27 protein-coding genes and 2 tRNA genes are annotated in these 22,282 nt (G+C 37.5%); 14 read left to right on the forward strand and 15 right to left on the reverse strand.

Annotated elements, in window-relative coordinates:
• Nucleotides 1-30: 30 nt before the first annotated feature.
• The 11 genes from nhaC to QT16_RS08790 all read right to left on the reverse strand — a co-directional run bounded on the left by nhaC (nt 31) and on the right by QT16_RS08790 (nt 8,522).
• A complete protein-coding gene (gene nhaC, locus QT16_RS08740; RefSeq protein ID WP_200886964.1) occupies nt 31-1,479 on the reverse strand; it encodes a Na+/H+ antiporter NhaC in 1,449 nt (482 codons plus the stop codon).
• Between the two features lie 181 nt (nt 1,480-1,660).
• Entirely contained in the window at nt 1,661-3,685 is a 2,025-nt protein-coding gene (prc, locus tag QT16_RS08745) for a carboxy terminal-processing peptidase (RefSeq protein WP_039488011.1), read from the reverse strand.
• A 26-nt stretch (nt 3,686-3,711) separates the two neighbouring features.
• Nucleotides 3,712-4,362: an RNA chaperone ProQ gene (gene proQ, locus QT16_RS08750; protein WP_002961909.1), complete on the reverse strand. Its 651-nt coding sequence runs from the start codon at nt 4,360-4,362 to the stop codon at nt 3,712-3,714.
• Nucleotides 4,363-4,377: 15 nt separating this feature from the next.
• On the reverse strand, nt 4,378-4,656 hold the full coding sequence (locus QT16_RS08755; protein WP_002961910.1) for a hypothetical protein: 279 nt from the start codon (nt 4,654-4,656) through the stop codon (nt 4,378-4,380).
• The gene (msrC, locus tag QT16_RS08760; protein ID WP_039488015.1) at nt 4,656-5,114 is read right to left on the reverse strand and encodes a free L-methionine (R)-S-oxide reductase MsrC; all 459 of its coding nucleotides are present in this window, start codon (nt 5,112-5,114) and stop codon (nt 4,656-4,658) included. The genes QT16_RS08755 and msrC overlap by 1 nt, the downstream gene beginning before the upstream one ends.
• Nucleotides 5,115-5,242: 128 nt before the next feature.
• The gene (locus QT16_RS08765) at nt 5,243-5,623 is read right to left on the reverse strand and encodes a hypothetical protein (RefSeq protein WP_039488017.1); all 381 of its coding nucleotides are present in this window, start codon (nt 5,621-5,623) and stop codon (nt 5,243-5,245) included.
• Nucleotides 5,624-5,796: 173 nt separating this feature from the next.
• Nucleotides 5,797-6,045 carry a hypothetical protein gene (locus QT16_RS08770; RefSeq protein WP_039488019.1) on the reverse strand — a complete coding sequence of 83 codons (249 nt, stop codon included), beginning with the start codon at nt 6,043-6,045 and terminating at the stop codon, nt 5,797-5,799.
• Between the two features lie 13 nt (nt 6,046-6,058).
• A complete protein-coding gene (locus QT16_RS08775; RefSeq protein WP_039488021.1) occupies nt 6,059-6,871 on the reverse strand; it encodes a CPBP family intramembrane glutamic endopeptidase in 813 nt (270 codons plus the stop codon).
• A 118-nt stretch (nt 6,872-6,989) separates the two neighbouring features.
• On the reverse strand, nt 6,990-7,826 hold the full coding sequence (locus tag QT16_RS08780) for a LytR/AlgR family response regulator transcription factor (protein ID WP_039488022.1): 837 nt from the start codon (nt 7,824-7,826) through the stop codon (nt 6,990-6,992).
• 431 nt (nt 7,827-8,257) lie between these two features.
• Nucleotides 8,258-8,348 (reverse strand) — tRNA-Ser (locus QT16_RS08785).
• 83 nt (nt 8,349-8,431) lie between these two features.
• Nucleotides 8,432-8,522: transfer RNA gene (locus QT16_RS08790), tRNA-Ser, on the reverse strand.
• 251 nt (nt 8,523-8,773) lie between these two features.
• Here QT16_RS08790 and QT16_RS08795 point away from each other — a divergent pair.
• The 12 genes from QT16_RS08795 to QT16_RS08850 all read left to right on the forward strand — a co-directional run bounded on the left by QT16_RS08795 (nt 8,774) and on the right by QT16_RS08850 (nt 17,126).
• Nucleotides 8,774-9,439: a Bax inhibitor-1/YccA family protein gene (locus QT16_RS08795; protein ID WP_008133668.1), complete on the forward strand. Its 666-nt coding sequence runs from the start codon at nt 8,774-8,776 to the stop codon at nt 9,437-9,439.
• A gap of 55 nt (nt 9,440-9,494) precedes the next feature.
• Entirely contained in the window at nt 9,495-9,848 is a 354-nt protein-coding gene (tusD, locus tag QT16_RS08800; RefSeq protein WP_024596911.1) for a sulfurtransferase complex subunit TusD, read from the forward strand.
• Nucleotides 9,845-10,201 carry a sulfurtransferase complex subunit TusC gene (gene tusC, locus QT16_RS08805; protein ID WP_002962696.1) on the forward strand — a complete coding sequence of 119 codons (357 nt, stop codon included), beginning with the start codon at nt 9,845-9,847 and terminating at the stop codon, nt 10,199-10,201. Before tusD ends, tusC begins: the two co-directional genes overlap by 4 nt.
• Nucleotides 10,198-10,464, forward strand: coding sequence for a DsrH/TusB family sulfur metabolism protein (locus QT16_RS08810; protein WP_039488026.1), 267 nt, complete (start codon nt 10,198-10,200; stop codon nt 10,462-10,464). The genes tusC and QT16_RS08810 overlap by 4 nt, the downstream gene beginning before the upstream one ends.
• Before the next feature lie 3 nt (nt 10,465-10,467).
• The gene (locus QT16_RS08815) at nt 10,468-10,797 is read left to right on the forward strand and encodes a TusE/DsrC/DsvC family sulfur relay protein (protein ID WP_002962700.1); all 330 of its coding nucleotides are present in this window, start codon (nt 10,468-10,470) and stop codon (nt 10,795-10,797) included.
• Nucleotides 10,797-11,483 (forward strand): pseudouridine synthase, encoded by a 687-nt coding sequence (locus QT16_RS08820; RefSeq protein WP_039488029.1) that lies wholly within the window; start codon nt 10,797-10,799, stop codon nt 11,481-11,483. Before QT16_RS08815 ends, QT16_RS08820 begins: the two co-directional genes overlap by 1 nt.
• A complete protein-coding gene (locus QT16_RS08825; RefSeq protein ID WP_039488031.1) occupies nt 11,476-11,916 on the forward strand; it encodes an NUDIX hydrolase in 441 nt (146 codons plus the stop codon). The genes QT16_RS08820 and QT16_RS08825 overlap by 8 nt, the downstream gene beginning before the upstream one ends.
• Before the next feature lie 246 nt (nt 11,917-12,162).
• The gene (mnmA, locus tag QT16_RS08830) at nt 12,163-13,263 is read left to right on the forward strand and encodes a tRNA 2-thiouridine(34) synthase MnmA (RefSeq protein WP_002962705.1); all 1,101 of its coding nucleotides are present in this window, start codon (nt 12,163-12,165) and stop codon (nt 13,261-13,263) included.
• Nucleotides 13,263-13,865, forward strand: coding sequence for a high frequency lysogenization protein HflD (gene hflD, locus QT16_RS08835; RefSeq protein ID WP_033028400.1), 603 nt, complete (start codon nt 13,263-13,265; stop codon nt 13,863-13,865). The genes mnmA and hflD overlap by 1 nt, the downstream gene beginning before the upstream one ends.
• 31 nt (nt 13,866-13,896) lie before the next feature.
• A complete protein-coding gene (gene purB / locus QT16_RS08840) occupies nt 13,897-15,267 on the forward strand; it encodes an adenylosuccinate lyase (protein WP_002962710.1) in 1,371 nt (456 codons plus the stop codon).
• Nucleotides 15,268-15,355: 88 nt separating this feature from the next.
• Nucleotides 15,356-16,513: a ribosomal protein uL16 3-hydroxylase gene (locus tag QT16_RS08845; RefSeq protein ID WP_039488034.1), complete on the forward strand. Its 1,158-nt coding sequence runs from the start codon at nt 15,356-15,358 to the stop codon at nt 16,511-16,513.
• A gap of 154 nt (nt 16,514-16,667) precedes the next feature.
• The gene (locus QT16_RS08850) at nt 16,668-17,126 is read left to right on the forward strand and encodes a GNAT family N-acetyltransferase (RefSeq protein WP_039488036.1); all 459 of its coding nucleotides are present in this window, start codon (nt 16,668-16,670) and stop codon (nt 17,124-17,126) included.
• Between the two features lie 62 nt (nt 17,127-17,188).
• On the opposite strand, the gene QT16_RS08855 is transcribed toward QT16_RS08850, so the two are convergent.
• From QT16_RS08855 to QT16_RS08865, 3 genes are all read right to left on the reverse strand, one after another.
• On the reverse strand, nt 17,189-17,635 hold the full coding sequence (locus QT16_RS08855) for a DUF4826 family protein (protein WP_002962716.1): 447 nt from the start codon (nt 17,633-17,635) through the stop codon (nt 17,189-17,191).
• 117 nt (nt 17,636-17,752) lie between these two features.
• Complete coding sequence (locus QT16_RS08860) at nt 17,753-19,156, reverse strand: M28 family peptidase (RefSeq protein ID WP_039488038.1); 1,404 nt, start codon at nt 19,154-19,156, stop codon at nt 17,753-17,755.
• 174 nt (nt 19,157-19,330) lie between these two features.
• Complete coding sequence (locus QT16_RS08865; protein ID WP_039488041.1) at nt 19,331-19,744, reverse strand: hypothetical protein; 414 nt, start codon at nt 19,742-19,744, stop codon at nt 19,331-19,333.
• 149 nt (nt 19,745-19,893) lie between these two features.
• Between QT16_RS08865 and QT16_RS08870 the strand changes: the two genes are divergently transcribed.
• Nucleotides 19,894-20,691, forward strand: coding sequence for a class I SAM-dependent methyltransferase (locus QT16_RS08870; protein WP_039488043.1), 798 nt, complete (start codon nt 19,894-19,896; stop codon nt 20,689-20,691).
• 6 nt (nt 20,692-20,697) lie between these two features.
• Here the strand turns inward: QT16_RS08870 and QT16_RS08875 are convergent, their stop codons facing one another.
• Nucleotides 20,698-21,102, reverse strand: coding sequence for a GFA family protein (locus QT16_RS08875; protein WP_007580188.1), 405 nt, complete (start codon nt 21,100-21,102; stop codon nt 20,698-20,700).
• A 248-nt stretch (nt 21,103-21,350) separates the two neighbouring features.
• On the opposite strand from QT16_RS08875, the gene QT16_RS08880 reads away from it, so the two are divergent.
• A complete protein-coding gene (locus QT16_RS08880; RefSeq protein WP_039488046.1) occupies nt 21,351-22,187 on the forward strand; it encodes a hypothetical protein in 837 nt (278 codons plus the stop codon).
• The last annotated feature ends 95 nt before the right edge of the window (nt 22,188-22,282 follow it).

A 22,282-nucleotide genomic window follows, 5' to 3' on the forward strand; every position in this document is an offset into this window, starting at 1 on the left:
TCCTTTTAAGTTAAAAGGAGCTGCTTAAAATTAGGCAGATTGTTTTGGCTTAATACGTAAAATTTTAATGCCTAAGTAGGCATAAACAACCGCTAAAACAGGGTTAATTAAGTTAAAGAAAGCGTAGAGTGCATAATCAAAAGGGTTTATAAGTAAAACGCTTTGCATGTATGCGCCACACGTATTCCATGGAATTAGTGGGCTAGTAATTGTACCGCCATCTTCCAATGTACGAGATAAGTTAACAGGCTTCAAACCACGTTTTTCGTATTCATCTTTAAACATACGTCCAGGTACAACAATCGCTATATATTGATCGGCCGCTATTACGTTAGTTCCTATACACGTAGCTATTGTCGCCGCAATTAACGACCCCGTGCTTTTAGCTATTTTAAGTATGCTTTTTACGAAAATATCCAAAAGACCTGTTTTTTCCATAATGGCACCAAACATCAGTGCAGTCATAATCAGCCATGTAGTTGTAAGCATACCGGCCATACCGCCACCGCTGAGTAAGGAATCCATCTTATCATCGCCGGTACTTATGCTAAAACCATCAAAAAAAGTAGTCCAAACAAGTTTGAAGTAGCCAACTAGCTGTCCTTGAGAGACGTCAATTTGGCTAGCAATTAGATCAGACTGAAACAACATAGCCCAAACAGCGCCCACAACAGCACCAATTGAGATAGCAGGAAATGCTGGCATTTTTTTAATAGCTAAAACTAAAAGTACGATTAACGGGATCAGCATTTCAAAACCAATATTAAAGTTTTGCTGTAAAATAGCCGTTATTTCATCAATGCGCCCTGCTTCGCTTGAAGCCGTTGCATTAAAGCCCATGAATATAAATATAATTAGTGCAATTACAAAACTCGGTACTGTCGTCCACAGCATATGTTGAATATGCTCAAACAAATCAGCGCCAACAACTGCTGGTGCTAGATTGGTTGTTTCTGACAGCGGGCTTAGCTTATCACCAAAGTACGCGCCAGATATAACTGCACCTGCGGTTACTGTTTGCTCAAGTCCAAGACCCGTAGCAACACCTATCGTAGCAGCCGTGGTCCAAGAACTACCAATACTCATTGCTACAATGCCACAAATTAAACAACTCGCTGCATAAAACCAACTTGGATTTATAACTTGTAAGCCATAATAAATTAGAGTTGGTACAGTCCCAGAAAGTAGCCAAGTACCAATTAATGCACCTACCATAAGTAAAATTAAAATAGCACCAAGTGAAAGCGTTATGCCTTCGATCATAGCTTGTTCTAATTTTTTCCATGTGTAACCGTTTTTAAGACCAATTAAAGCCGCTGCAAAAGTGGCAAATAAAAGTGCTATTTGGTTAGGACCGGATGAAGAGTTGTCACCGAATAAGTATACAGCCGCGCCAAGTAAACAGATTAATACAGAGATAGGAATTAATGCATCAAAAAACGAGGCGGGTTTGATTGGTTTATCTTCCAATGGCTTCAAAATAGAGACTCCTACACACACTTGCTGTGTGTTTAATTATTATTTTTAGCACGTAAAGCGCATTAATTGAGCGTCATTAATCCAGCTCAACTTTATGTAATCGAAGATTATAACAATTTAGTAAATTTTAGGTAGTAAAAAAGGCGCCAATGCGCCTTTTTTACAAAGGTAAAACCAGTTATTACTTCTTAGCTATACGACCATAATTAATATAATCTTGAGTAATTAATGCAGCCTCTTCCAAAAATGGGTCAAGCTCTTCGATTACTTCTGGTATATCGTCTAAGTTTTCTACCGGGTCTTTACCTAAACGCTTAAGACGTTCATTAGTACGTACAAGTGCACGTGCTTCACCTTCATCTTTTTCTTTAATACGGTCTGCTTCAACTAAAGAGATAGTTTTACGGTCTTTCTCTTCGTTGTATAAGGTAATGTCATTAAATACATAACCAAATTCTGGCTCTGATTTAATTCGTACTTCGTGTTGTTTTTCAAGGTACGTAATAAAAGGTGTTAGATTACCTAGTTTTTTATATTTCGCTTTAACAATGCTGTCCCAAGGAAGTGCATTATCTTGCTTACTTTCGCCCCACTGTGCAGGATCAATTGCTGATGGAAACGAAATATCAGGGATAACACCTTTATGTTGCGTGCTACCACCGTTAATACGATAAAACTTAGCAATAGTATACTGTACACTGCCTAGCGCATTATCGTATAGGTCATAAGCACGGCCTAAGCCTTTGTGCTGCTGTACAGTACCCTTACCAAATGTTTGCTCACCAATAATTACAGCGCGACCGTAATCTTGCATTGCTGCTGCGAATATTTCAGAAGCAGAAGCACTGTAACGATCAACTAACACAGTTAAAGGGCCGTCATAGTAAGTTATACCATCACGATCTTTTTGCTCTTCAATACGGTTATTTAAGGTATGAATTTGAACAACAGGGCCCTGGTCAAAAAACAAACCTGACAATTGTGTTGCTTCATATAAAGAACCACCACCATTTTGGCGCAAGTCGATAATAATACCATCAACCTTTTCTTCTTTAAGCTTAGCAAGTTCTACTTTTACATCTTTCGAAAGATTATTGTAAAAGCCAGGAATTTCAATCACCCCAATTTTACTTGTTAGATCAGAGTATTTTGCTTCAAATACTTCTGATTTAGCCGCTCTATCTTCAAGTCGAATTTTATCGCGAGTGATTTCTACAACTTTCGGAGCGCCGTGAGCATCAACACCTTTTAAATACTGTAGACGTACTTTAGTCCCTTTAGGACCTTTAATTAAATCAACTACGTCATCTAAACGCCAGCCAATTACATCTACAAACTCTTCTCCATCTTGAGCAACACCAATAATGCGATCATCAGCTTTAATTTGATCTGTTTTATCTGCAGGGCCTCCCGGCACTAAGCTGCGAATAACAGTGTAATCTTCATCAGGGCTTAATACGGCACCAATGCCCTCAAGCTCTAAGTCCATATCCATTTTGAATTGCTCTGCACGACGTGGCGATAAATAAGACGTATGCGCCTCAATACTGCGTGCTAGCGAATTCATAACAATTTGAAATGCATCTTCTGAATTTGATTGTACTAAACGTTTTTCTGCATTTTTGTAGCGTTTGGTCAGCACCTCTTTAATGCCTTCCCAATCTTTACCCGTCATTTTTAAACGCAGTGCGTCGTACTTTACACGCTCACGCCAAATTTCATCAAGCTCAGCTTGTGACGCAGGCCATGCTGAATCTTCACGGTCAAAAAAGTATTCATCTTCTTTATCAAACGTCATCTCTTTTTCAAGCAGAGTAAGTGAATACTCGTAACGTTCAAAACGGCGTTTAAGACTTAAGTTAAAAATATCAAACGTAAAGTCTAATTTACCGGTAGTAATAGCGTTATCAAAGTCATCACGATATTGCTCAAATGAGGCGATATCACTGGCTAAGAAAACGCTTTTATTAAAATCAAGGGATTCGATATAACGATCGTACACTTTACTAGAAAGCTCATCGTTAAATCGAACCGGTGTATAGTGTGAACGAGCAAATAAGCTAGCCACTCGTTTGCTAGCAGTACCATGTTGACTCTCTTGCTTGAGCTGGGGTAAATCGTCAATAGTGACGGCTTCTACAGCAGCAAATAATGAACCTGAAAACAGGGCAGCAACTAACGGAATGAGCGTAAACTTTTTACTCATACACAACTCCTTAATTTAATTACAACTTAAACAATGTATAAGCTGTCAGCTTTGGTTTTAACTTGCATACCTGTTACTAACTCAACATGAACATCATCTTTGTTCACTTCAGTTATTACTGCATTTACAAGTGCTTGGCCAAGTTTAACCTTAACCTTATTATTAACCTTGACCTCAGTTGCTGGCAAAGGTTCAATTTTTCCTGAACGCTTAGCCGGCGCTGCTTTAGCAGGTTTGTTAGCTGCAGGAGCGTTTTTATCGCCTGGTTTGCTAGCATGAGCTGGTTTTTTCTTGAAAGATTTAGAATCAGAATCTTGGCGAGGACGCTGTTGTTTTTTGCGTTTAGCCATTTTAGCGCGGCTTTCTTCCAATGCTTTTTGCGCATGGTCGATATGCTCTTGCTCAACTTTTTCACCTTGATTACCATCAAGATCAATACGAAACTCTGACTTGGTCACAGCTTCTAAATAACGCCAGTTAGACGTGTATTTTCTAAGCGCTTGACGAACTTGAGTCTTACTTACTTTTTCAGACCCTTCAATACGCTCAGCAATATCTTTAAAAATACCTACTTTAAGCGGCTTGATGCCATCTTTTTGTTTAAAACATTGTGGGAATTCTTGATATAAAAATTCCAACACTTCATTAATATCTTTTAGCTTGTTTGTGGTTTCCATTTTAGAACCTATTTTTCACATCTTTTCATCAAGGGACGAATCGACGTAGTGTGTTACCCAGTCGACCAACTCTTCGAAATCGGCTTCTATAACAGCCATATCACCTCGAAGGTGTTCCCAAATACCATTAATTGTTTCATCAATAAATTCACATTCTGAATCATCTGGAAGACGATCCCATGCAATATGAATCAAATCATTGAGCGTTTCCGCTACATGTTCTTCTTCGCCTTCCCAATCGCCAACATCTTGTACAGCAAATAGGTAGTCTTGAACATTTAGCAAATCTTTCATTACAAGCTCGCCTCTAAGCATTTTACTAATGCTTCTAGACCGGCTTTATCGTCAGCATCAAATCGACCGATACTCGGACTATCAATGTCTAGTACAGCAAATACTTTACCATGTTTCATGATAGGTACAACCACTTCAGAATTAGACGCTGCATCACAGGCTATGTGGCCGTCAAAAGCGTGAACATCTTCAATTAATTGTGTTTCTACAGTTGCCGCAGCAGTTCCGCATACACCCTTTCCTACTGGAATTCGAATGCATGCAGGGTTACCTTGAAACGGACCAAGTACTAATTCAGTAGGAGAATCCATAAAGTAAAAGCCCGCCCAATTTACATCCTTTAAAGAGGTAAATAACAGCGCGCTTATGTTTGCCATATTGGCAATTACATTGGATTCACCAGCTATCAGCGATTCAGTTTGCTTAACTAATGACTGGTAAAAATCGTGCTTTTGCATACCAAACTACTTCTTATTAAACATACAGTAGCTAAAGGTACTCTTTGTCGTGAAAAATTGGAACCTTTTGGAGGTAAAAAAAAGGAAATCACACCGTTTATCAGTGCGCTTGGTTAATAATGCTGCGATTATTTTTTTGCCGTTTTACGAAGACCAAACAAAAACAGCCCAGCAGCGAATGCTGACATTATACTATTGATCAAAAATATCTCCCCTGTTGTGGCACTTAATAAGTAACTAAATATCGCTCCGCCTAGTAATCCAAGAGTTAATACCCCTGAATAATTAACTTTAGAATACTTAAACATGAGTAAATACCCAGGCACTACAAAAGCAGCCATTGTTAAGCCTACTATGTGTGCATTTGATATAGCAGTCATTAATAAGGTAAGAAATATTGAGACAAATTCGCCTTCAAGCGTAAGTGAGTAATAAACACCAAGTAAACTGCCTACAATAACAGGCGATAATAACGAAAGCCCTACGCTTTTTGCTAGCTGATGTTTCATTTAAAATCCTTAATACACAAATCTAAATTCTATGTATAAAGCATGCACCAAGATCTAAAGGTTAGAAACAGAGACTATGGTCGTAATTTATGATTAAAAATAAACCTTATTGCAGTATGAGCCTATTACTTTATTAATAGGCTCATAAGTTTGGGTCACACTTATCAAAATGCTTATAACTTAGCTATTTTATTTGATAACTCAAAATGGCTAGATGTTACTATTTCCTCAAGCACTGCCACCCTTTTGCTCAACATCGCTGTTTGTTCCTCTAATTTTGTTATCTTGTTATTATTATTTAGTCCTTTAAATTTTGCGTACGCTGCCATTATTGTAGTTTTATAGGAGAAATAACGTTTAGTAATAATAAGAATCAAAAAGGGTGAGCTAAATATAATTATTACAATAAATAATTCTAGCATGGTCGTTTCCCACTCAGTTTAAGTTAGCTTGTTGCGTGTAAAGGCCATTTTTAGTGCATTGAAATAATTTTGATAATGTAATTTCGCGCTGCTTTCCTCGTCGAATTAGCATCTCAACATACACAATACTTAACACAATGGCTGTTGCTTTAAATAAGTTACCTTGTAGATCACCTACTGCGCCACCCGACATACCAAATATTCCGTAAGCTGCATTCATAAAAATATGCATCCACATAGGAAACCAAATACGATAACCACATTCACAATATAGCCACGCAAACCATGTACCTGCTACAGTAGTGATTGCAACCGCCATCAATGCAGAAATCGCATCATTGCCTTGATAAATATGGCCCAGACCAAATATTACTGAACTAATTAATGCCGCAGGCACAAAGCCCCATCTACAATATTTAAATAAAACACCAAACAATGCAGCCCTAAAAATTAGCTCTTCAAAAAAACCCGCATAAACTGAGCCAGTTATTATTGCTGGTATTGATAGGTTAAGTTCATCACTCAAAAATCCATAACCTATAGCCATTGGAGTACAACAAATAATTGCTGCGAGAGCATAGTTAATAAAACCAGAGGAATTGAGCCCTATAGATTCAAAAGGCTTACTTTGTTTAAACAAAATAATAGCCGCAATAACTAACGGTCCATATAAAAAAGTATATTTAGCGGGGGTAAATAAAATGCCAGTTAGATTATCAAGTTCAGACAACCAGCTAGACCAACCTTCTCCCCAAAACTGCCTCATTACATAGTGGCAAAATACAAATATAGAAATTATTGCAAGTGCCTTGATAGTGTATTTCATATCTACTTTTCTCGTTAAGTTGTAAATTTCAACTTAATCTTGGCAATAGTAAAAATACAAAGCGACCTATTAGGTCTCAATTACAAGACGAGGTATAAAGCCCATGTTTTAGGGGGGGTTAACATGATTTTGGGATTAATGACAAAGCATCTTTTATTACTTTTACATAAGAACGAGACACAGGAATTTTAATATCAATTGTATGTAGCGATAATTGCAACCCTCCAGCATTACCACTGTAGTGTTGAATGTTTTGCAGGTTGACCGCATAAGAACGGTGGCATCGTAATATGATTGTATTTTCTGGAAGCTGCTTTAATAAACCGCTAAGAGATACACGTAATAGTTTACGTGAAGTTGAAGCTCCTTCTTGTATTGTTATTTCACAATAGTTGTCTGAAGATTTAATAAATAAAATATGGTGATGAGCCGTGTTAATTTTGTCGTTTTTGTTATCACCTTTGAGAGTAATTGTCTTTAATTCAACTTCTCTCAACTGCTCTTGATCAACGCTAACTTTACTTGGCTTAGTTAAATCTATTACATGCCTATTTACCACAAGTAAAAAAATAAGAGGAAATACACCAATACAAAAAATATACCCTACAAAAAGTAATTGATTCTGCCAATGCCAAGACCCAAGTACAGCAACCACAAAATACCCATGATTGAATATCGCAGTAATTAAAATATATGTGATAGGAATAATAATTAAACGGTTTAATTTACTTAGCTTAAACTTAAGTAACACTATTTCTATGAAACCTGACAATAGCAAAGCACAAAAGGTTACTAACCCATAACCAAAAAGCCGCAGAAACTTGTAAGACTCGGTATCGCTTGAAGTGCCAAAAGGTTGAAATACAAAAAGTACAAAAAGCGTTATAAACGAAAACATGACGGCACGATATAAAACTAACTTTCTCGAATCTAGATCATCTTTGAGCCACAACATCCTATTTTGCATACCTTTAATACACTAGTATTTAAAAATAACACACATTAATACGTGCATTCCAACTCATTTAAAGTTTTTTGTGATGGTAGTTTTATTAAAAACAAAAATAGGAAGAGAACATCAACGTTTTTTAACATCAGAAGATGATGTGTGAGCAATTCTATCTGCTTTTAAGATTTTACTAATAAGAGATAAGAGATGTAATACCAATTTGCTTAATGAAGTGATCTATTTTGAGGGCGGAAAAACGTATTGATAGCTAGGCAATAAATTCGCTATTTAGTTGTTCAAAATGAGAATTTTTTAACGCAGGGAGCGACACGTTTAGCCCCGCAAAATGATTAAGTATTATTGCGGATTGTTATAAGTGCACTGATTTTGTTCCAAACACAAAAAAGCCCGCTAAATTAGCGGGCTATTCTGTTATATGGTGGAGAGATAGGGATTTGAACCCTAGATGGGCTATAAACCCATGCCGGTTTTCAAGACCGGTGCATTCGACCACTCTGCCATCTCTCCGATACTGCTAAGTTAAAAGTAAGAGTGTACTAATAACTATTTAAATGAATGATATTTTAATTACCACACACTTATTAAATAAGTGGTGGAGAGATAGGGATTTGAACCCTAGATGGGCTATAAACCCATGCCGGTTTTCAAGACCGGTGCATTCGACCACTCTGCCATCTCTCCGCACGGCCTGCATAATAGGGAAACCCATCCCTTTTGTGAAGCTTTTTTTTAAATTAATTGTTTAAGTGCCTAAAAAACAATTAATTTGTTTAAAGTTAAAACAAAATGTTTTTAATTTAGCCGTCAATATACTTTTATTTAAATATTTAACTCTATTGATCTACAAAGGTTTGCCCAAACATATAAGAGTTGGTAATCTAATTTTAGTTAAATTATCGAAACACACACGTTTCACTTAAAGGAGCTCTACAATGGCGTTTAATCAATCGTACAATACCGCGAAACCGGTAATGTCTACCATTGAAACAAACAAGGTACTTAAAAACACCTACTTTTTACTAGCTATGACACTTGCATTTAGTGCAGTTACAGCCGGTATTTCAATGGCACTACAATTACCTTACTTTATGGGAATTGTGTTTACACTCGTTTCGTTCGGTTTATTATTTGTTGTAAATAAAAAAGCAGATACAGCATCTGGTGTATTTTGGGTGTTTGCTTTCACAGGTTTAATGGGGGCAGGCTTAGGTCCATTGCTTAACCATTATGCTGCATTACCAAATGGCCCAATGCTTATTATGCAAGCCTTAGGTTCTACAGCGCTTATCTTTTTTGGTTTATCTGCTTATGCACTAAATACTAAAAAAGACTTCTCATTCATGGGTGGCTTTTTAACTGTTGGCTTAATCGTTGTGATTGTAGCAAGCATCGTTAATATTTTTATTGGCAGTTCATTGATGTTTATGGTGCTTAATGCAGCAGTTGTACTAATTATGTCTGGTTTGATTTTATTTGATACAAGCCGAATCATAAACGGTGGTGAAACTAACTACATTCGCGCAACTGTGTCTTTATACCTAAGCGTATATAACTTATTTACTTCTTTGCTTGCTCTACTTGGCGCAAGTGATGACTAATTAAATAGTTCTGTTAAAATAGCCCCTTTATTGGGGCTTTTTTATTGGAATTGTTTTGGCACGCTTTGTTCTTTCATTACATACACCACCATCCGATCACGATACCACGCAACGCATAGTTAAATTTGCGAACGCATGTTTAGCCCAAGGGCACACCATTGATGCTATTTTTTTATACCAGCAAGGTATTTATCATGCATCTACCCACTTTGATTTATCCTCAGACGAACTTCAAATTTCAGCACTTTGGCAGCAACTCGCTGATCAAAAACTAAATTTAATGCTGTGTGTTACCGCTGCGCAAAAGCGCGGGTTAGATATTAAAAACACAGGTGTATTTAAAGTCGCAGGATTAGCTGAATTTGCAATGCTTGCAAGCGACGCAGATAAATGGGTGCAATTTAAATGATAAACGTATTAGTAATGAGTCAGTGCAGCCCATTTGACGATTTAAATATTCGTGATGCACTAGATATGACATTGATATTTGCTGCTGTTGATCAAAATGTAAGTTGGTTGTTTAGCGGCCCCGCCGTTTTAGCTTTAAAAAAGCACCAACAACCAAACAATATTGGCTTAAAAGACTTTTTTAAAAATATTAAAACACTCGAAATATATGATGTTGAAAATATTTTCGTGTGTGAAAAATCATTGCTTGATTATGGTTTAAATAAACATGATTTACTCATAGAGGCAAAAGCTCTTAACTTTAGTCAACAACAAACACTAATTAAAGCGCAGCAACATGTGGTGAATCTATGAGTACGTTACATATTTTTTCAAAGCCGCTTAACTATTACTCGGCAAATCAGCTTGAGAATTTAATTTTATCAGGCGATAAGGTACTACTTGTTGGTGATGCCTGCTTTGCAAAAAAACAATTTAGACAATTTGCAGATACATTGTTAATACTTGAACAAGACGCGCAAGTACGTGCAATAAAATTAGCAGATAACGATAAAGCAATTAGCTATGAAGACTTTATGGCACTCACTTTATCAACTAATCAATCAATTACGTGGTAACTCATGCTTGAATTTAACAACCAACAGATTGAAACCGACAAACAAGGCTACTTGCTCGACCATACTTTATGGTCAAAGGAGCTGGCGCCTATAATTGCTACTCAAGAAAACATCACACTTAGTGAGCAGCACTGGGAAGTTATTAACTTTGTTCGTGATTTTTACATTGAATATAACACCAGTCCAGCGATTAGAATGCTTGTAAAAGCAATGGCTAAAGCACTCGGTGAAGATAAAGGAAATAGCCTTTATTTATATAAATTATTTCCTAAAGGCCCAGCCAAGCAAGCAACAAAAATAGCCGGATTACCAAAACCAGCTAGGTGCATATAATGAGATCTAAATCAGGCAATAATCAAGCAACACAAGCCAAGCCAAAAAGAAGTACTGGGCGTACTTATTCACGCAGTGCACTTAACAAAACGCCATCTGGTAAAAGAGAAATAAAGCCGCAAATAGCATCTAAAGACAGAAAAATTGTGTTATTCAACAAGCCGTTTGATGTGCTATGCCAATTTACAGATGACGCAGACAGAAAAACGCTTGCTGAATTTATTCCTATTAAAGAAGTTTACGCAGCAGGAAGGTTAGACAGAGACAGTGAAGGTTTATTGCTTTTAACAAACTGTGGGAAACTACAAAACTCCTTAACTGCTCCTGATAAAAAAACGAATAAAACCTACTGGGCACAAGTTGAGGGTGAACCAACGAGAGAATCAATTAATGATTTATGTAATGGCGTAGAACTTAAAGACGGGCTTACACTCCCCGCTAACGTTAAAATAATTGATGAGCCAACAATTTGGGCGCGTAATCCCCCTGTACGCGAGCGAAAAGCAATCCCTACCACTTGGCTAAGTATTACTATTAATGAAGGTAAAAACAGACAGGTTCGTCGAATGACCGCGCATATTGGACACCCTACACTTCGCCTTATCCGCTATAGCATTGGCAACTATACGTTGGATGATATTAATTGTGGTGAATACAAAGTAATTAAGGGCGTAGTTGATGCATAAACTGCATGTCACGGTTGCAGCAATAGTAAAAAAGCAAAATGAGTTTTTACTTGTAAAAGAGCGCGATAAATTTACAAAGCAAATTTGTTACAATCAACCTGCGGGTCATTTAGAGCAAAATGAGACACTTGTACAAGCTGCAAGCAGAGAGCTACTAGAAGAAACAGGCTTAGCGCTTGCGCCTATTGGGTTTTTAGGTGTTTATAATTTGCATGCCGATAACGCAGTGCACTATTTGCGATTCTGCTTTTTATTTGAAGCGCCTAATAATATAAAAGCACCAACACCAATAGATTCTGACATTATCAGCGCTAACTGGCATACATTAGAGCAAATAAAATCATTACCGCTTAGGAGCCCTTTAGTGCTCAAGTGTGTTGAAGATAGCTTAAGCAAAAAGGCTTTGAGATTAGATACAATTTACGATGACTAAATTATAGTTTCCTCCACTAATCCCTAGTTTATGTATTTTGAGGAATTTGAAAGTATCATTTTTCATCAAAAAATCGATAAATAAATTTATACAATACTTCGTAAGGTTACTTTGCTATTTGTTATACAAATAAAATAGTGACAAATTATGTCCTTTGCCGCCCTACGCTCTTTAAGCACAAACAAAATACATGCTATAATCGCGGCCTTTCCAAGTTAACAGCAATCTGTATAAGCGAAATTATTCATGAGCGAAAATAGTCACATTAAAGTCATTGTTGGCATGTCCGGCGGTGTTGATTCTTCTGTATCTGCATATTTATTACAACAACAGGGCTACCAAGTAGAAGGCCTGTTTATGAAGAACTGGGAAGAAGACGACAATGATGAATACTGTGCCGCCGCTGATGACTTAAAAGATGCACAAGCCGTGTGCGACAAATTAGGCATTGAGCTTCACACAGTAAACTTTGCTGCTGAATATTGGGATAATGTATTTGAGTACTTTTTAGCAGAGTACAAAGCGGGTCGTACTCCAAACCCAGATATAATGTGTAATAAAGAAATTAAATTTAAAGCCTTTTTAGAATTTGCGGCTCAAGCACTCGGTGCTGACTTTATTGCAACCGGACACTACGTTCGCCGTGAGCTTCGCGATGACAAATACGTAATGTGTCGCGGACTTGATAACAATAAAGATCAAAGCTACTTCTTATATACCTTAAGCCATGAACATATTGGCCAAACGTTATTCCCGGTAGGCGATATCGAAAAACCAGAAGTACGCCGAATAGCAGAAGAACAAGACCTAATCACTCACGATAAAAAAGACAGCACCGGAATTTGCTTTATCGGTGAGCGTAAATTTAAAGACTTTTTACAAAAGTTCTTACCAGCTCAACCTGGCGTTATCGAAGACACTGACGGTAACAACGTAGGCGAGCACGAAGGCTTAATGTACCATACGCTTGGACAACGCAAAGGCTTGTTAATTGGTGGTATGAAGGAAGGTTCTGGCGAACCATGGTACGTAGTTGATAAAGATTTAGAACGTAACGTACTTGTTGTTGGTCAAGGTAAAGATCACCCTCGCCTATACAGTAATGGTCTTAATGCAAACCAATTACATTGGGTAGACCGCGTTGGCCCTAAAGGTACCACTCGCTGCACAGTTAAAACACGTTACCGTCAAGAAGACTTAAGCTGTACCCTACTTGTAGGTGAAGACGGCATGGCTCGTGTATTATTTGATGAACCACAAAAAGCAGTTACGCCAGGTCAATCTGCTGTATTTTATGCAGAAGATGTGTGTTTAGGTGGTGGTATTATTGACTCGGTGATTAAGTAATGAATGAATACCAAGTCATGGCGCTTGCCGCCATGTGCCAGGTTGCTAAACAAGTTCAAAAAATTGCTCAATACGGCAGCAACAACGAACACGATTTAGAAATCTTACTTTCAAGTATTATTCAAACATCTCCTGAATCACCAGAGGACGTTTATCAAGGTACAGATAACCTGCGTGATGGCTATAAAACATTAATGGCACAGCTAACTGCTGGCGCTCAAAAAGATGTTGAAATAGTAAAGTACGTAGGTGGTTTAATGCAGCTTGAACGTGCACTAAATGCAAACGACAAGAGCTTAAACGAATTAGGCAAACGAATTGATGATATTCATCGTCGTTTGGATCATTTTGCTATTACCGACGAGAGTGTTGTTGCCGGCTTAGCAGATATATACTCGTCGGTGCTGAGCCCCCTTGGGCACCGAATACAGGTTTATGGTAAACCCGAGTTATTAAAACAGCAGCTCACTCAAAATAAAATCCGTGCGCTATTACTAGCCGGTGTTAGAAGTGCAGTATTATGGCGACAAATGGGCGGTAAACGCCGTCACTTTTTCTTTTCAAAAAGAAAAATACTCGCCATTGCTAAATCAAAAATTTAACTATCGTTCAAACTAAAATTTAGGAGTTATTATGGAGCTTTCAGCGTTAACGGCTATCTCTCCAGTGGATGGTCGCTACGGCAGCAAAACCACTGAACTACGCAGTATTTTCAGCGAATTTGGCTTAATTAAATACCGCGTAATTGTTGAAGTGCGTTGGTTGCAAGCGTTAGCTGCAGCAAGCGATATAAAAGAAGTACCTGCATTTAGCGAGCAAGCAAATGCACTACTTAACGCTATTGTAGATAACTTCAGCGAAGCTGATGCACAGCGCGTTAAAGATATTGAACGCACTACAAACCACGATGTTAAAGCGGTTGAATACTTATTAAAAGAAAAAGTAGCCGATAACAGTGAGCTTCATGCAATCAATGAATTTATTCACTTTGCTTGTACTTCAGAAGATATTAACAACCTATCTCATGGTTTAATGCTTAGCGAAGCACGTAACAAGGTTTTGCTTCCTTATTGCGATGAGCTTTTAAGCGCAATTAAAGAAAAAGCGATTGAGTACAAAGCCATTCCAATGATGACTCGTACGCACGGGCAACCAGCTACACCATCAACGATGGGTAAAGAGTTTGCTAACGTATACATGCGTTTGAAGCGTCAACGAGACCAAATTGCTCAAGTAGAAATGCTAGGTAAAGTTAACGGTGCTGTTGGTAACTACAACGCTCACCTTAGTGCATACCCAGATTACGACTGGCATACTCACGCAGATAAATTTGTATCAAGCTTAGGTTTAACACTAAATCCATTTACGACACAAATTGAACCGCATGACTATATTGCAGAGTTGTTTGACGCAATTGCACGTTTTAACACTATATTGCTCGATTTTGACCGTGACATGTGGGGCTACATTGCCCTTAATCACTTTAAGCAAAAAACAATTGCTGGCGAAATTGGCTCATCAACAATGCCGCATAAAGTTAACCCAATTGATTTTGAAAACTCAGAAGGTAACTTAGGCTTAGCAAACGCTATTTTTGCTCATCTAGCACAAAAATTACCAGTTTCTCGCTGGCAGCGTGACCTTACCGATTCAACGGTATTACGTAACTTAGGTGTAGGTATGGGTTATGCGATTATTGCATACCAATCAACACTTAAAGGTGTAAGCAAGCTTGAAGTAAACGAGCAACGTTTAGCTGACGAGCTTGATCAAAACTGGGAATTGCTAGCCGAGCCGATTCAAACCGTTATGCGTAAATATGGCATTGAAAAGCCATACGAAAAACTTAAAGATTTAACACGCGGTAAACGTGTAAATCAAGAAATAATGGCTGACTTTATCGATGGTCTTGACCTTCCAGAGCACGCTAAAGTAGAAATGAAAAAACTAACACCTGCTAATTACATTGGTCGTGCTGTTGAGTTTATTGATGATTTAGTTTAAAAACTAAATTGCTCTTTTAAAAAGCGAAAGGATCATCCTTTCGCTTTTTTTGTTTTAACCCCATTGCACTAACTAGTAGGCATAATGTATGTATCAATTAAAAATAAATAATTTGTCTGAGCAAGAGTTTTTAAGCCATTTTTGGCAAAAGAAACCGCTTTTAATCAAACAAGGTTTTGCTGATTTTCAAGACCCACTTGATGCTAATGAACTTGCCGGTCTCGCAATGGAAGAAAGCATAGAGTCACGTATTATCACCAATCATAAAAATGATTGGCAAACGCACCAAGGTCCATTTGAAGACTTTGAGCAATTAACAGACGATCATTCTACATTGCTCGTGCAAGCAGTTGATCACTGGCATAGCGAAGCTGCACAACTACTAGAGCCATTTAGGTTTATTCCAAACTGGCGCATAGATGATTTAATGATTAGCTATTCAACGCCTAATGGTGGTGTTGGCCCACATTTAGACCAGTATGACGTATTTATTATTCAAGGCGAAGGTAAACGTCATTGGCGCGTAGGCCTGCCCGATCCAACACTTAAGCAGTTTGCTCAAAACAAAAAATTACTGCAAGTAGAAGCATTTGAAGCCGTAATCGATTGCATATTAGAGCCTGGCGATATTTTATATATTCCACCAGGGTGCCCTCACGAAGGTTACGCTGTAGAAAACGCGCTCAATTATTCAGTTGGTTTTAGGGCGCCAAATCAACAAGATTTATTGTCGAGCTTTGCCGATCATATTATTGATACCGAAAGCGGACAAAAACGTTATACCGATCACAACATCACATTAAGAAAATCAAAAGGTGAACTTACAAACCTTGAAGTTAATAAAGTTAAAACACTGATGGCAGCACTTTTAGAAAATGACGATTTATTTAAACAATGGTTAGGCTCAACACTCAGTCAGCCCAAACATGAAATGGATTTAGCGCCAGTAGAGCCTCCATTTACGTCAGAGCAAATAAGCGATGATTTAAGTAATGAAGAAGCAGTGTTTGAACGCTTAGGTGGCACACGCGCTATTTATCAGCAACTCGATACAGAAGTTTTACTAAGTGTAAATGGCGAAAATTACGCTATGCCGTTAACCGACTTAGCGGCGGTAAAACTACTTACCGATCATACTGACTTTGAAAGTTCAGCATTAAATTTAACAAAGCCAAGTTTAGTTTTTACTCAAACTTTTACTACACTTGTTAATGAGGGGATCTGGTTTAATATAGACCACGAGTAATAATACCAATTATATTAATAATGATGAGCATTTTACAGCGTAAAATATTATGTATACAGGTCAGTTAAAATTTTTAATTTTCATCTGATATTGGCTTAAATAATTTTGCTGTGATTGCTTACTCATTCTAATTTGGTATCAATAGGAGTTTGCAATGGGCTATCTGGTTGATAAGGTTGAATGGGATATAAAAAAAGATATGCTACAAAAAATTCGAGAGCGAGTTTTTGTTTACGAGTTACATATCCCCAAGCATATCGAATTTGATAGCCTAGATAAAATTGCATTACATGTACTTGTTACAGACGATGCAAACTGCCCAATAGCAACAGGTAGATTATGTACAGATGGCTTAATCGGCAGAATAGCTGTATTACCTGAGCACCGTAATCGCAAAGTATATAAATCGCTTCTCAACTTTATTGTTGAATTAGCGTCAAACCAAGGTATTAAAGAAGTAAGCATTAATTGTATTTTAAATGAGGTAGAACGTTTTAAGCGCAATGGCTTTATTCAGCAAGGGAATGTATTTATGGAGGCGGGAATTCCTAGGCAACGTATGCAATGCCCCGTTTCGGCGTTTAATACTACTCCCTTTACACTTGTCCATTAGATAAAGAAAAGGGCAATAAATAAGCTATCACCCTCTACTTTTTTACTTAACCCAAACTGTCGTTATTTTGTCTCATTTGCCCACAGCGGTTCATTATCATACATTTCGTACAAGCCATGTGCTCTATTTATAAGTAAGTTAGCAAAGTCTACTTGTGTTTTATCACGCGCGCCTGTACTCATAATCTGATCCGCTTTTAATTGCCACTGCAAAGAAAAATACCGCATTGCATCACGCGCATCTGTAGCTGCACTTACTTCAGCATGATCTGTAGGTAACCGCCCTGTTACTACCCAATATGTTTTACCGTTCTGTGCTTTAAATTTCCACATTGCACAAAGTGGTGCTAAAAAACGGCTGTCTTTATCAACTACTGATTTTGGCATAATGCCCTTTTCGGCTAAATGCTTTTGCGCTGTTTGAAAACATTCGCGTTGCCACTGCATTCTTTGCTCATCAGTTATAACTTGTTCTTTTGCTGTTAACGGCTTTTTTTCTTGTTGCTGCATTTTTATTAACCTTTTACTTCTTTTTTAACACTCTAAGGGCTTAGTAAATAAGGTGCAAGTATAAAACGGTCATTTGCACCTTAAAGCGCTCTGTTTGCTGTGTTTTTAGCCAAACTATTATTTTATATTGTGATCAAACGAACCCACATCACCCGGAAATACTACTGGCGACTCAACACCGTCTTTACTAACAGAGGCTACACCAAAGTAATAATTATCAATCACTACGTTTTTAAGTGTGTACTGTGAAACCTTACCAACGTATTTACTAAACTGCCATTGCGGCTCGCTCGTGTAACGCCAATAAATTTTATAGCCAGCAATATTTTCATCACTGCTTTGTTGCCATGAAAACGACGTATCAGCTGTAACAGCTCCCTTTATTTTAACTTCTTTTGGCGGTGCGGGCGCCCACGCCATAGATGCCATCGTTACCGCATTAAGTGAAGTTAACTTAGCTGTATAATCAAAATCAACGCCTTCAATAGTATCGCCATACTCAACGCCATTTTCAGTGCGTAAATCTTGATGTTGACGATCGTAGTGCTCGTTAGTTTCCATAATACGCACTGCAGCAAAACCTGCATCATTAAATGGACGATGATGCCCACCACGGCCAAATCTATCTAATCGATATACAAGCATTGTATCTAGGTTAGGAATGTATCTGTCAGCAATAGTATCTATGTAACGAGCTAAATTTCGACTCGCCGAATCAACTTCACCACCTGTAAAGCGGCGAGTCTTAGCTTGCTCTTTTGTTTCTACAACACGGGTACCTTCTGAAAATATACGCGCAGTTGTATTATCAGTTACCCCATTAATACCGGTAATATTGCCAATCATATCGTTGTTTAAAACGCCATGAACTTGCCAGTCATGCTTTTGCGCATAAGCCGTTAATATTTTTCCGCCAAACAAACCCTGCTCTTCGCCCGAAAGCGCCGCGTAAACTACCGAACCATTAAATTTGTATTTACTTAAAACACGAGCAGCTTCAATTACTCCCGCCACACCTGATGCGTTATCATTTGCCCCAGGTGAATCACTCGTAAAGTCCATAACATCACTTACACGAGAATCTATATCACCCGACATAATCACCATGCGATTAGGCTCGCTTGACCCTCGTTGAATAGCCACAATGTTAACCACTTCAACAGGATTAGGAATGCGCTTTTCGCCCGATATAGTGTCCTTTACTTCAATGATTTCCAAACAACCGCCACACTGCGCGGATATTTTTTCAAATTCATTTTTTATCCAGCGCCTAGCCGCACCAATGCCTCGAGTATCCGATTTAGTTTCTGAAAGCGTATGGCGAGTACCAAAATCCACCAGCGTTTGAATGTCACTACCAATACGTTCGGCTGATACTTGAGCTGCTATATCATGTAATTTTTGCTGTTCTGTGTATTGAAGTTGTGTTTTCCCATGTGCTGATAATGCAAGTGTGCAGGCGCCTGCAATTGCAGTAAATTTAAGTAACGTTGTTGTGATTTTTAAAGGTGTTTTAAGCATCTATTAGCTCCTAATTATTATAGTGTAACCATTACTTAACTAAGATTTTATGGCAATACATTTGAGGTAGATGAAGAAAGGAGCACGCTAAAGCGCATTTACAAGAGGTTACTAGGAAAGTAAAAAGCCCACTACCTTTAGTATGTACTGGGCCAAAATTTATTGTGCATACTTTTAATGAGTGGTTTTAATATCAAATTCTTTCAAAAAGGCCTCATGTCCTCCTAAGCTTGCAAGCACACCAGCAGAAAACATAAATATTAATACAAATGCAAAACAGCTCAAAAACTCCGAACTATTTTCAGGCTTAATATAGTAGTTAAGTAAAAAACCACTCAATACACCTATAAAAGCTATTTTGCTAAATAAAAAGTAACTTGGGATCTCAAATGCCCAAACTGAGGTATTGTTTACAAACTGCCTATATCCATACGTCATAAAAGCCAACATACCAACAATACTAATTGCAAAAGTAGACACTGTGGTTAATACGCTCATATTTTTATAAATAAGCACATACCCTAATCGTAAAGAATAGATAAATACCGCAAACCACGCTAAAACAGCAGGCCCTAAAATCAATCCCATTTCCAATCCTTGAATAACGTCTAAGTGGTTAATTGCTAATACAATATTATATTTAGAGGTTAAATTACAAACCTTGTTACACAATAATCTACAAAAAAATGTGTTTTTCGTGGCACACTGTCATTGTGTATATATTAATAGTTTAAGTTATGCGTCAGCTAAAAGAAGATACAATTAAAAGTAACCTTATTGAGTCGCAGCAAAGTGCATACGGCCCCGTATGCGTGTATCAAAATAAAGAATACCGTTGGTTAACGCTTGCACAAAAAACCAATGAAGACATAACAATTCAAGGCGTTATGAACCTTACGCACCCAGAGCAAGTAATAGTACCTGTAAACCAGTGTATGATGTTATTTTTACTTAAACCGGTAGATACACTAAATATATTAAATTTAGGTTTAGGCACTGCAGGGTTTGAGCGAATTATGTATCACTTACAAAGTAATACGCATTACATAAACACCATCAATACATTTAACACGGTAGAAATAAACCCAAGCATTGCCTTAATTGCAGCCCAGCACTTTAAGTTACCTATTAAGCACAGCAGCTATTTACAATGCGCCGAACAATATATTACCCAATGCCATGATCACTTTAACGTAATCACTATCGATATTTTTAGTGGTGAATATCATCAGCCTTTTTTAACCAGCGATAGCTTTTGGCAAAATATAAATCGCTGCAGTGAGCAAAATACGCAAGTAATCATTAATTTAAACCCACAAACAGGCCAAGAGCTGCAAATGCTTTTAGTACTTTTAAGGCAACATTTTAAGTGCTTAGCGATAATAGAGTTTAACGAATACAAAAATATAGTGATCATACTAAGCCAGCAAACATTAATGCATATAAACGTTGATGAAATACAAAACTCACCGGTGTTTATAAACTTTGCGCCAGACCTTTATAAAAGTATTAACAGCATTTACCACATTGAATAAAACGCTTTACCGACCAGGTTCATGTTTTTCATAGCACGGTAAGCTTGTTTCTAGCTTCTCCCAGTTAGCTTTAGACGTAACAAAATTATGCGATAAAACCTGCTCAGTAATATCGCTATCAAATATTCCTAAACGAATTCGTATTCTGCTTTTGTCATCATTATTGCTACTATAAACCGGCGAGCCACAACATTTACAAAAGTAACGAGTACGCCCTACTTTAAAACTATACTCGCTAAGTAGTGCCTGCCCTTTAGTTATTGTGAAGTCATCTGTATTTACAAAGCCATTGGTTGCAAATGCAGTCCCGCTGTTTTTTCTGCACAGTGAACAATGACAATGAATAATGCTGGTTATACTGCCCGACACTTCAACGCTTACCTCACCGCACAAACATGAACCCGTATACATATAACATCCTAACTATTAAATTATTTTAAACTCAGCTTAAATTTGCTGAGTTGCTTTAATGGATAAGTTTACTGGTTAATTTTCTGAATGGAATAATAATTTTTATATCTCCGCAATTCCCACGCCATACCTATTTTTTTAATGATTGACATAAAAACATTAAATTGGTTACATAACCTTTACTTTAAAGTTATAGCCAAAACAATAATTGGTTAACCAAAAATATCTAAACTTACTGAGAGCCAATTATGCATTTTAAACACATGTCACTTTTATGTTTGTTAAGCGCGTTAGCGTCGTGTTCAACCATTCAAAAAAATACATCGAGCGATTGGCTGCTTATTGATGACTTTGAAAATTCACTTAGCAAGTGGCAAAGTGTCGATACCCAAAATGAAACTAAGCCACAGGTTAAAAATCCACAAATAACAGTTATACAATCAGAACAAGCATCTGCATCAACAAATCATTATTTACTCAAAAAGCCTGCGGCTGAGGGCATTGTAGGAAATCGTAAAGCGCTTTCTTATACAAAACTTCCACAAGCGGTTGAAGTTGGCGCCACCTACACATTTTATATGCGTATAAACGTGGCTGCGTTTCCTAATAACCATGCTTTTGGATTGAGTAACCTTTCTCCAGCGCTAATAAATAAACATGCTTACGATGCCTTTGAGCCAACACTTCGCGTAACCGATAAAACAGAATCAAACGGGTTTGTAAACGATGGCGCTTTAATGGTTAAAACCGACAGCGGATATAGCAACATTCAAAACTACACTACAAAACAGTCAGCTAAACCTCTGCAAACAAATACTTGGTACGACGTATGGTACGTTGTTAATAACGCAGCAGCCTCAGAGCAAGGTCAGCAATATGATGTTTACGTAAAAGGTGGTGAGTTTAACAGTCAAACGCTGGTATATAAAAATGCACAATTTAGAATGAAGCGCGAACAACCTCTTATATACTTTTTAGCAAACTGTAATACAGGCCCAATTAAAAAGCCTTACGGAAATGGTGGTCTCAGATATGACGATTTATACATGAGCGAAGGAATAAACCTAAGTAACCCAACGCAATAAATAAGAATAACACTCATAATTAATGCCCCACAAACCTGCATTTAAAAATACTTAAATGGTATGATACTCACCATTATTTGCCATTTAAGTTTTTA

Source organism: Pseudoalteromonas distincta (assembly GCF_000814675.1).
GTDB lineage: Bacteria > Pseudomonadota > Gammaproteobacteria > Enterobacterales > Alteromonadaceae > Pseudoalteromonas > Pseudoalteromonas distincta.

Coding starts and splice junctions, on each gene's coding strand:
- QT16_RS08755 (WP_002961910.1), bottom strand. CDS start 4,656: ATGAAAGATTTGCTAAATGTTCAAGACTACCTATTTGCTGTACAAGAT.
- msrC (WP_039488015.1), bottom strand. CDS start 5,114: ATGCAAAAGCACGATTTTTACCAGTCATTAGTTAAGCAAACTGAATCG.
- QT16_RS08875 (WP_007580188.1), bottom strand. CDS start 21,102: ATGTATACGGGTTCATGTTTGTGCGGTGAGGTAAGCGTTGAAGTGTCG.
- QT16_RS08880 (WP_039488046.1), top strand. CDS start 21,351: ATGCATTTTAAACACATGTCACTTTTATGTTTGTTAAGCGCGTTAGCG.
- prc (WP_039488011.1), bottom strand. CDS start 3,685: ATGAGTAAAAAGTTTACGCTCATTCCGTTAGTTGCTGCCCTGTTTTCA.
- QT16_RS08765 (WP_039488017.1), bottom strand. CDS start 5,623: ATGAAACATCAGCTAGCAAAAAGCGTAGGGCTTTCGTTATTATCGCCT.
- hflD (WP_033028400.1), top strand. CDS start 13,263: ATGAATGAATACCAAGTCATGGCGCTTGCCGCCATGTGCCAGGTTGCT.
- tusC (WP_002962696.1), top strand. CDS start 9,845: ATGATAAACGTATTAGTAATGAGTCAGTGCAGCCCATTTGACGATTTA.
- proQ (WP_002961909.1), bottom strand. CDS start 4,362: ATGGAAACCACAAACAAGCTAAAAGATATTAATGAAGTGTTGGAATTT.
- QT16_RS08865 (WP_039488041.1), bottom strand. CDS start 19,744: ATGGGATTGATTTTAGGGCCTGCTGTTTTAGCGTGGTTTGCGGTATTT.
- QT16_RS08780 (WP_039488022.1), bottom strand. CDS start 7,826: ATGTTGTGGCTCAAAGATGATCTAGATTCGAGAAAGTTAGTTTTATAT.
- purB (WP_002962710.1), top strand. CDS start 13,897: ATGGAGCTTTCAGCGTTAACGGCTATCTCTCCAGTGGATGGTCGCTAC.
- QT16_RS08795 (WP_008133668.1), top strand. CDS start 8,774: ATGGCGTTTAATCAATCGTACAATACCGCGAAACCGGTAATGTCTACC.
- QT16_RS08825 (WP_039488031.1), top strand. CDS start 11,476: ATGCATAAACTGCATGTCACGGTTGCAGCAATAGTAAAAAAGCAAAAT.
- QT16_RS08845 (WP_039488034.1), top strand. CDS start 15,356: ATGTATCAATTAAAAATAAATAATTTGTCTGAGCAAGAGTTTTTAAGC.
- QT16_RS08810 (WP_039488026.1), top strand. CDS start 10,198: ATGAGTACGTTACATATTTTTTCAAAGCCGCTTAACTATTACTCGGCA.
- QT16_RS08860 (WP_039488038.1), bottom strand. CDS start 19,156: ATGCTTAAAACACCTTTAAAAATCACAACAACGTTACTTAAATTTACT.
- QT16_RS08770 (WP_039488019.1), bottom strand. CDS start 6,045: ATGCTAGAATTATTTATTGTAATAATTATATTTAGCTCACCCTTTTTG.
- QT16_RS08850 (WP_039488036.1), top strand. CDS start 16,668: ATGGGCTATCTGGTTGATAAGGTTGAATGGGATATAAAAAAAGATATG.
- mnmA (WP_002962705.1), top strand. CDS start 12,163: ATGAGCGAAAATAGTCACATTAAAGTCATTGTTGGCATGTCCGGCGGT.
- QT16_RS08775 (WP_039488021.1), bottom strand. CDS start 6,871: ATGAAATACACTATCAAGGCACTTGCAATAATTTCTATATTTGTATTT.
- QT16_RS08820 (WP_039488029.1), top strand. CDS start 10,797: ATGAGATCTAAATCAGGCAATAATCAAGCAACACAAGCCAAGCCAAAA.
- QT16_RS08855 (WP_002962716.1), bottom strand. CDS start 17,635: ATGCAGCAACAAGAAAAAAAGCCGTTAACAGCAAAAGAACAAGTTATA.
- QT16_RS08815 (WP_002962700.1), top strand. CDS start 10,468: ATGCTTGAATTTAACAACCAACAGATTGAAACCGACAAACAAGGCTAC.
- QT16_RS08870 (WP_039488043.1), top strand. CDS start 19,894: ATGCGTCAGCTAAAAGAAGATACAATTAAAAGTAACCTTATTGAGTCG.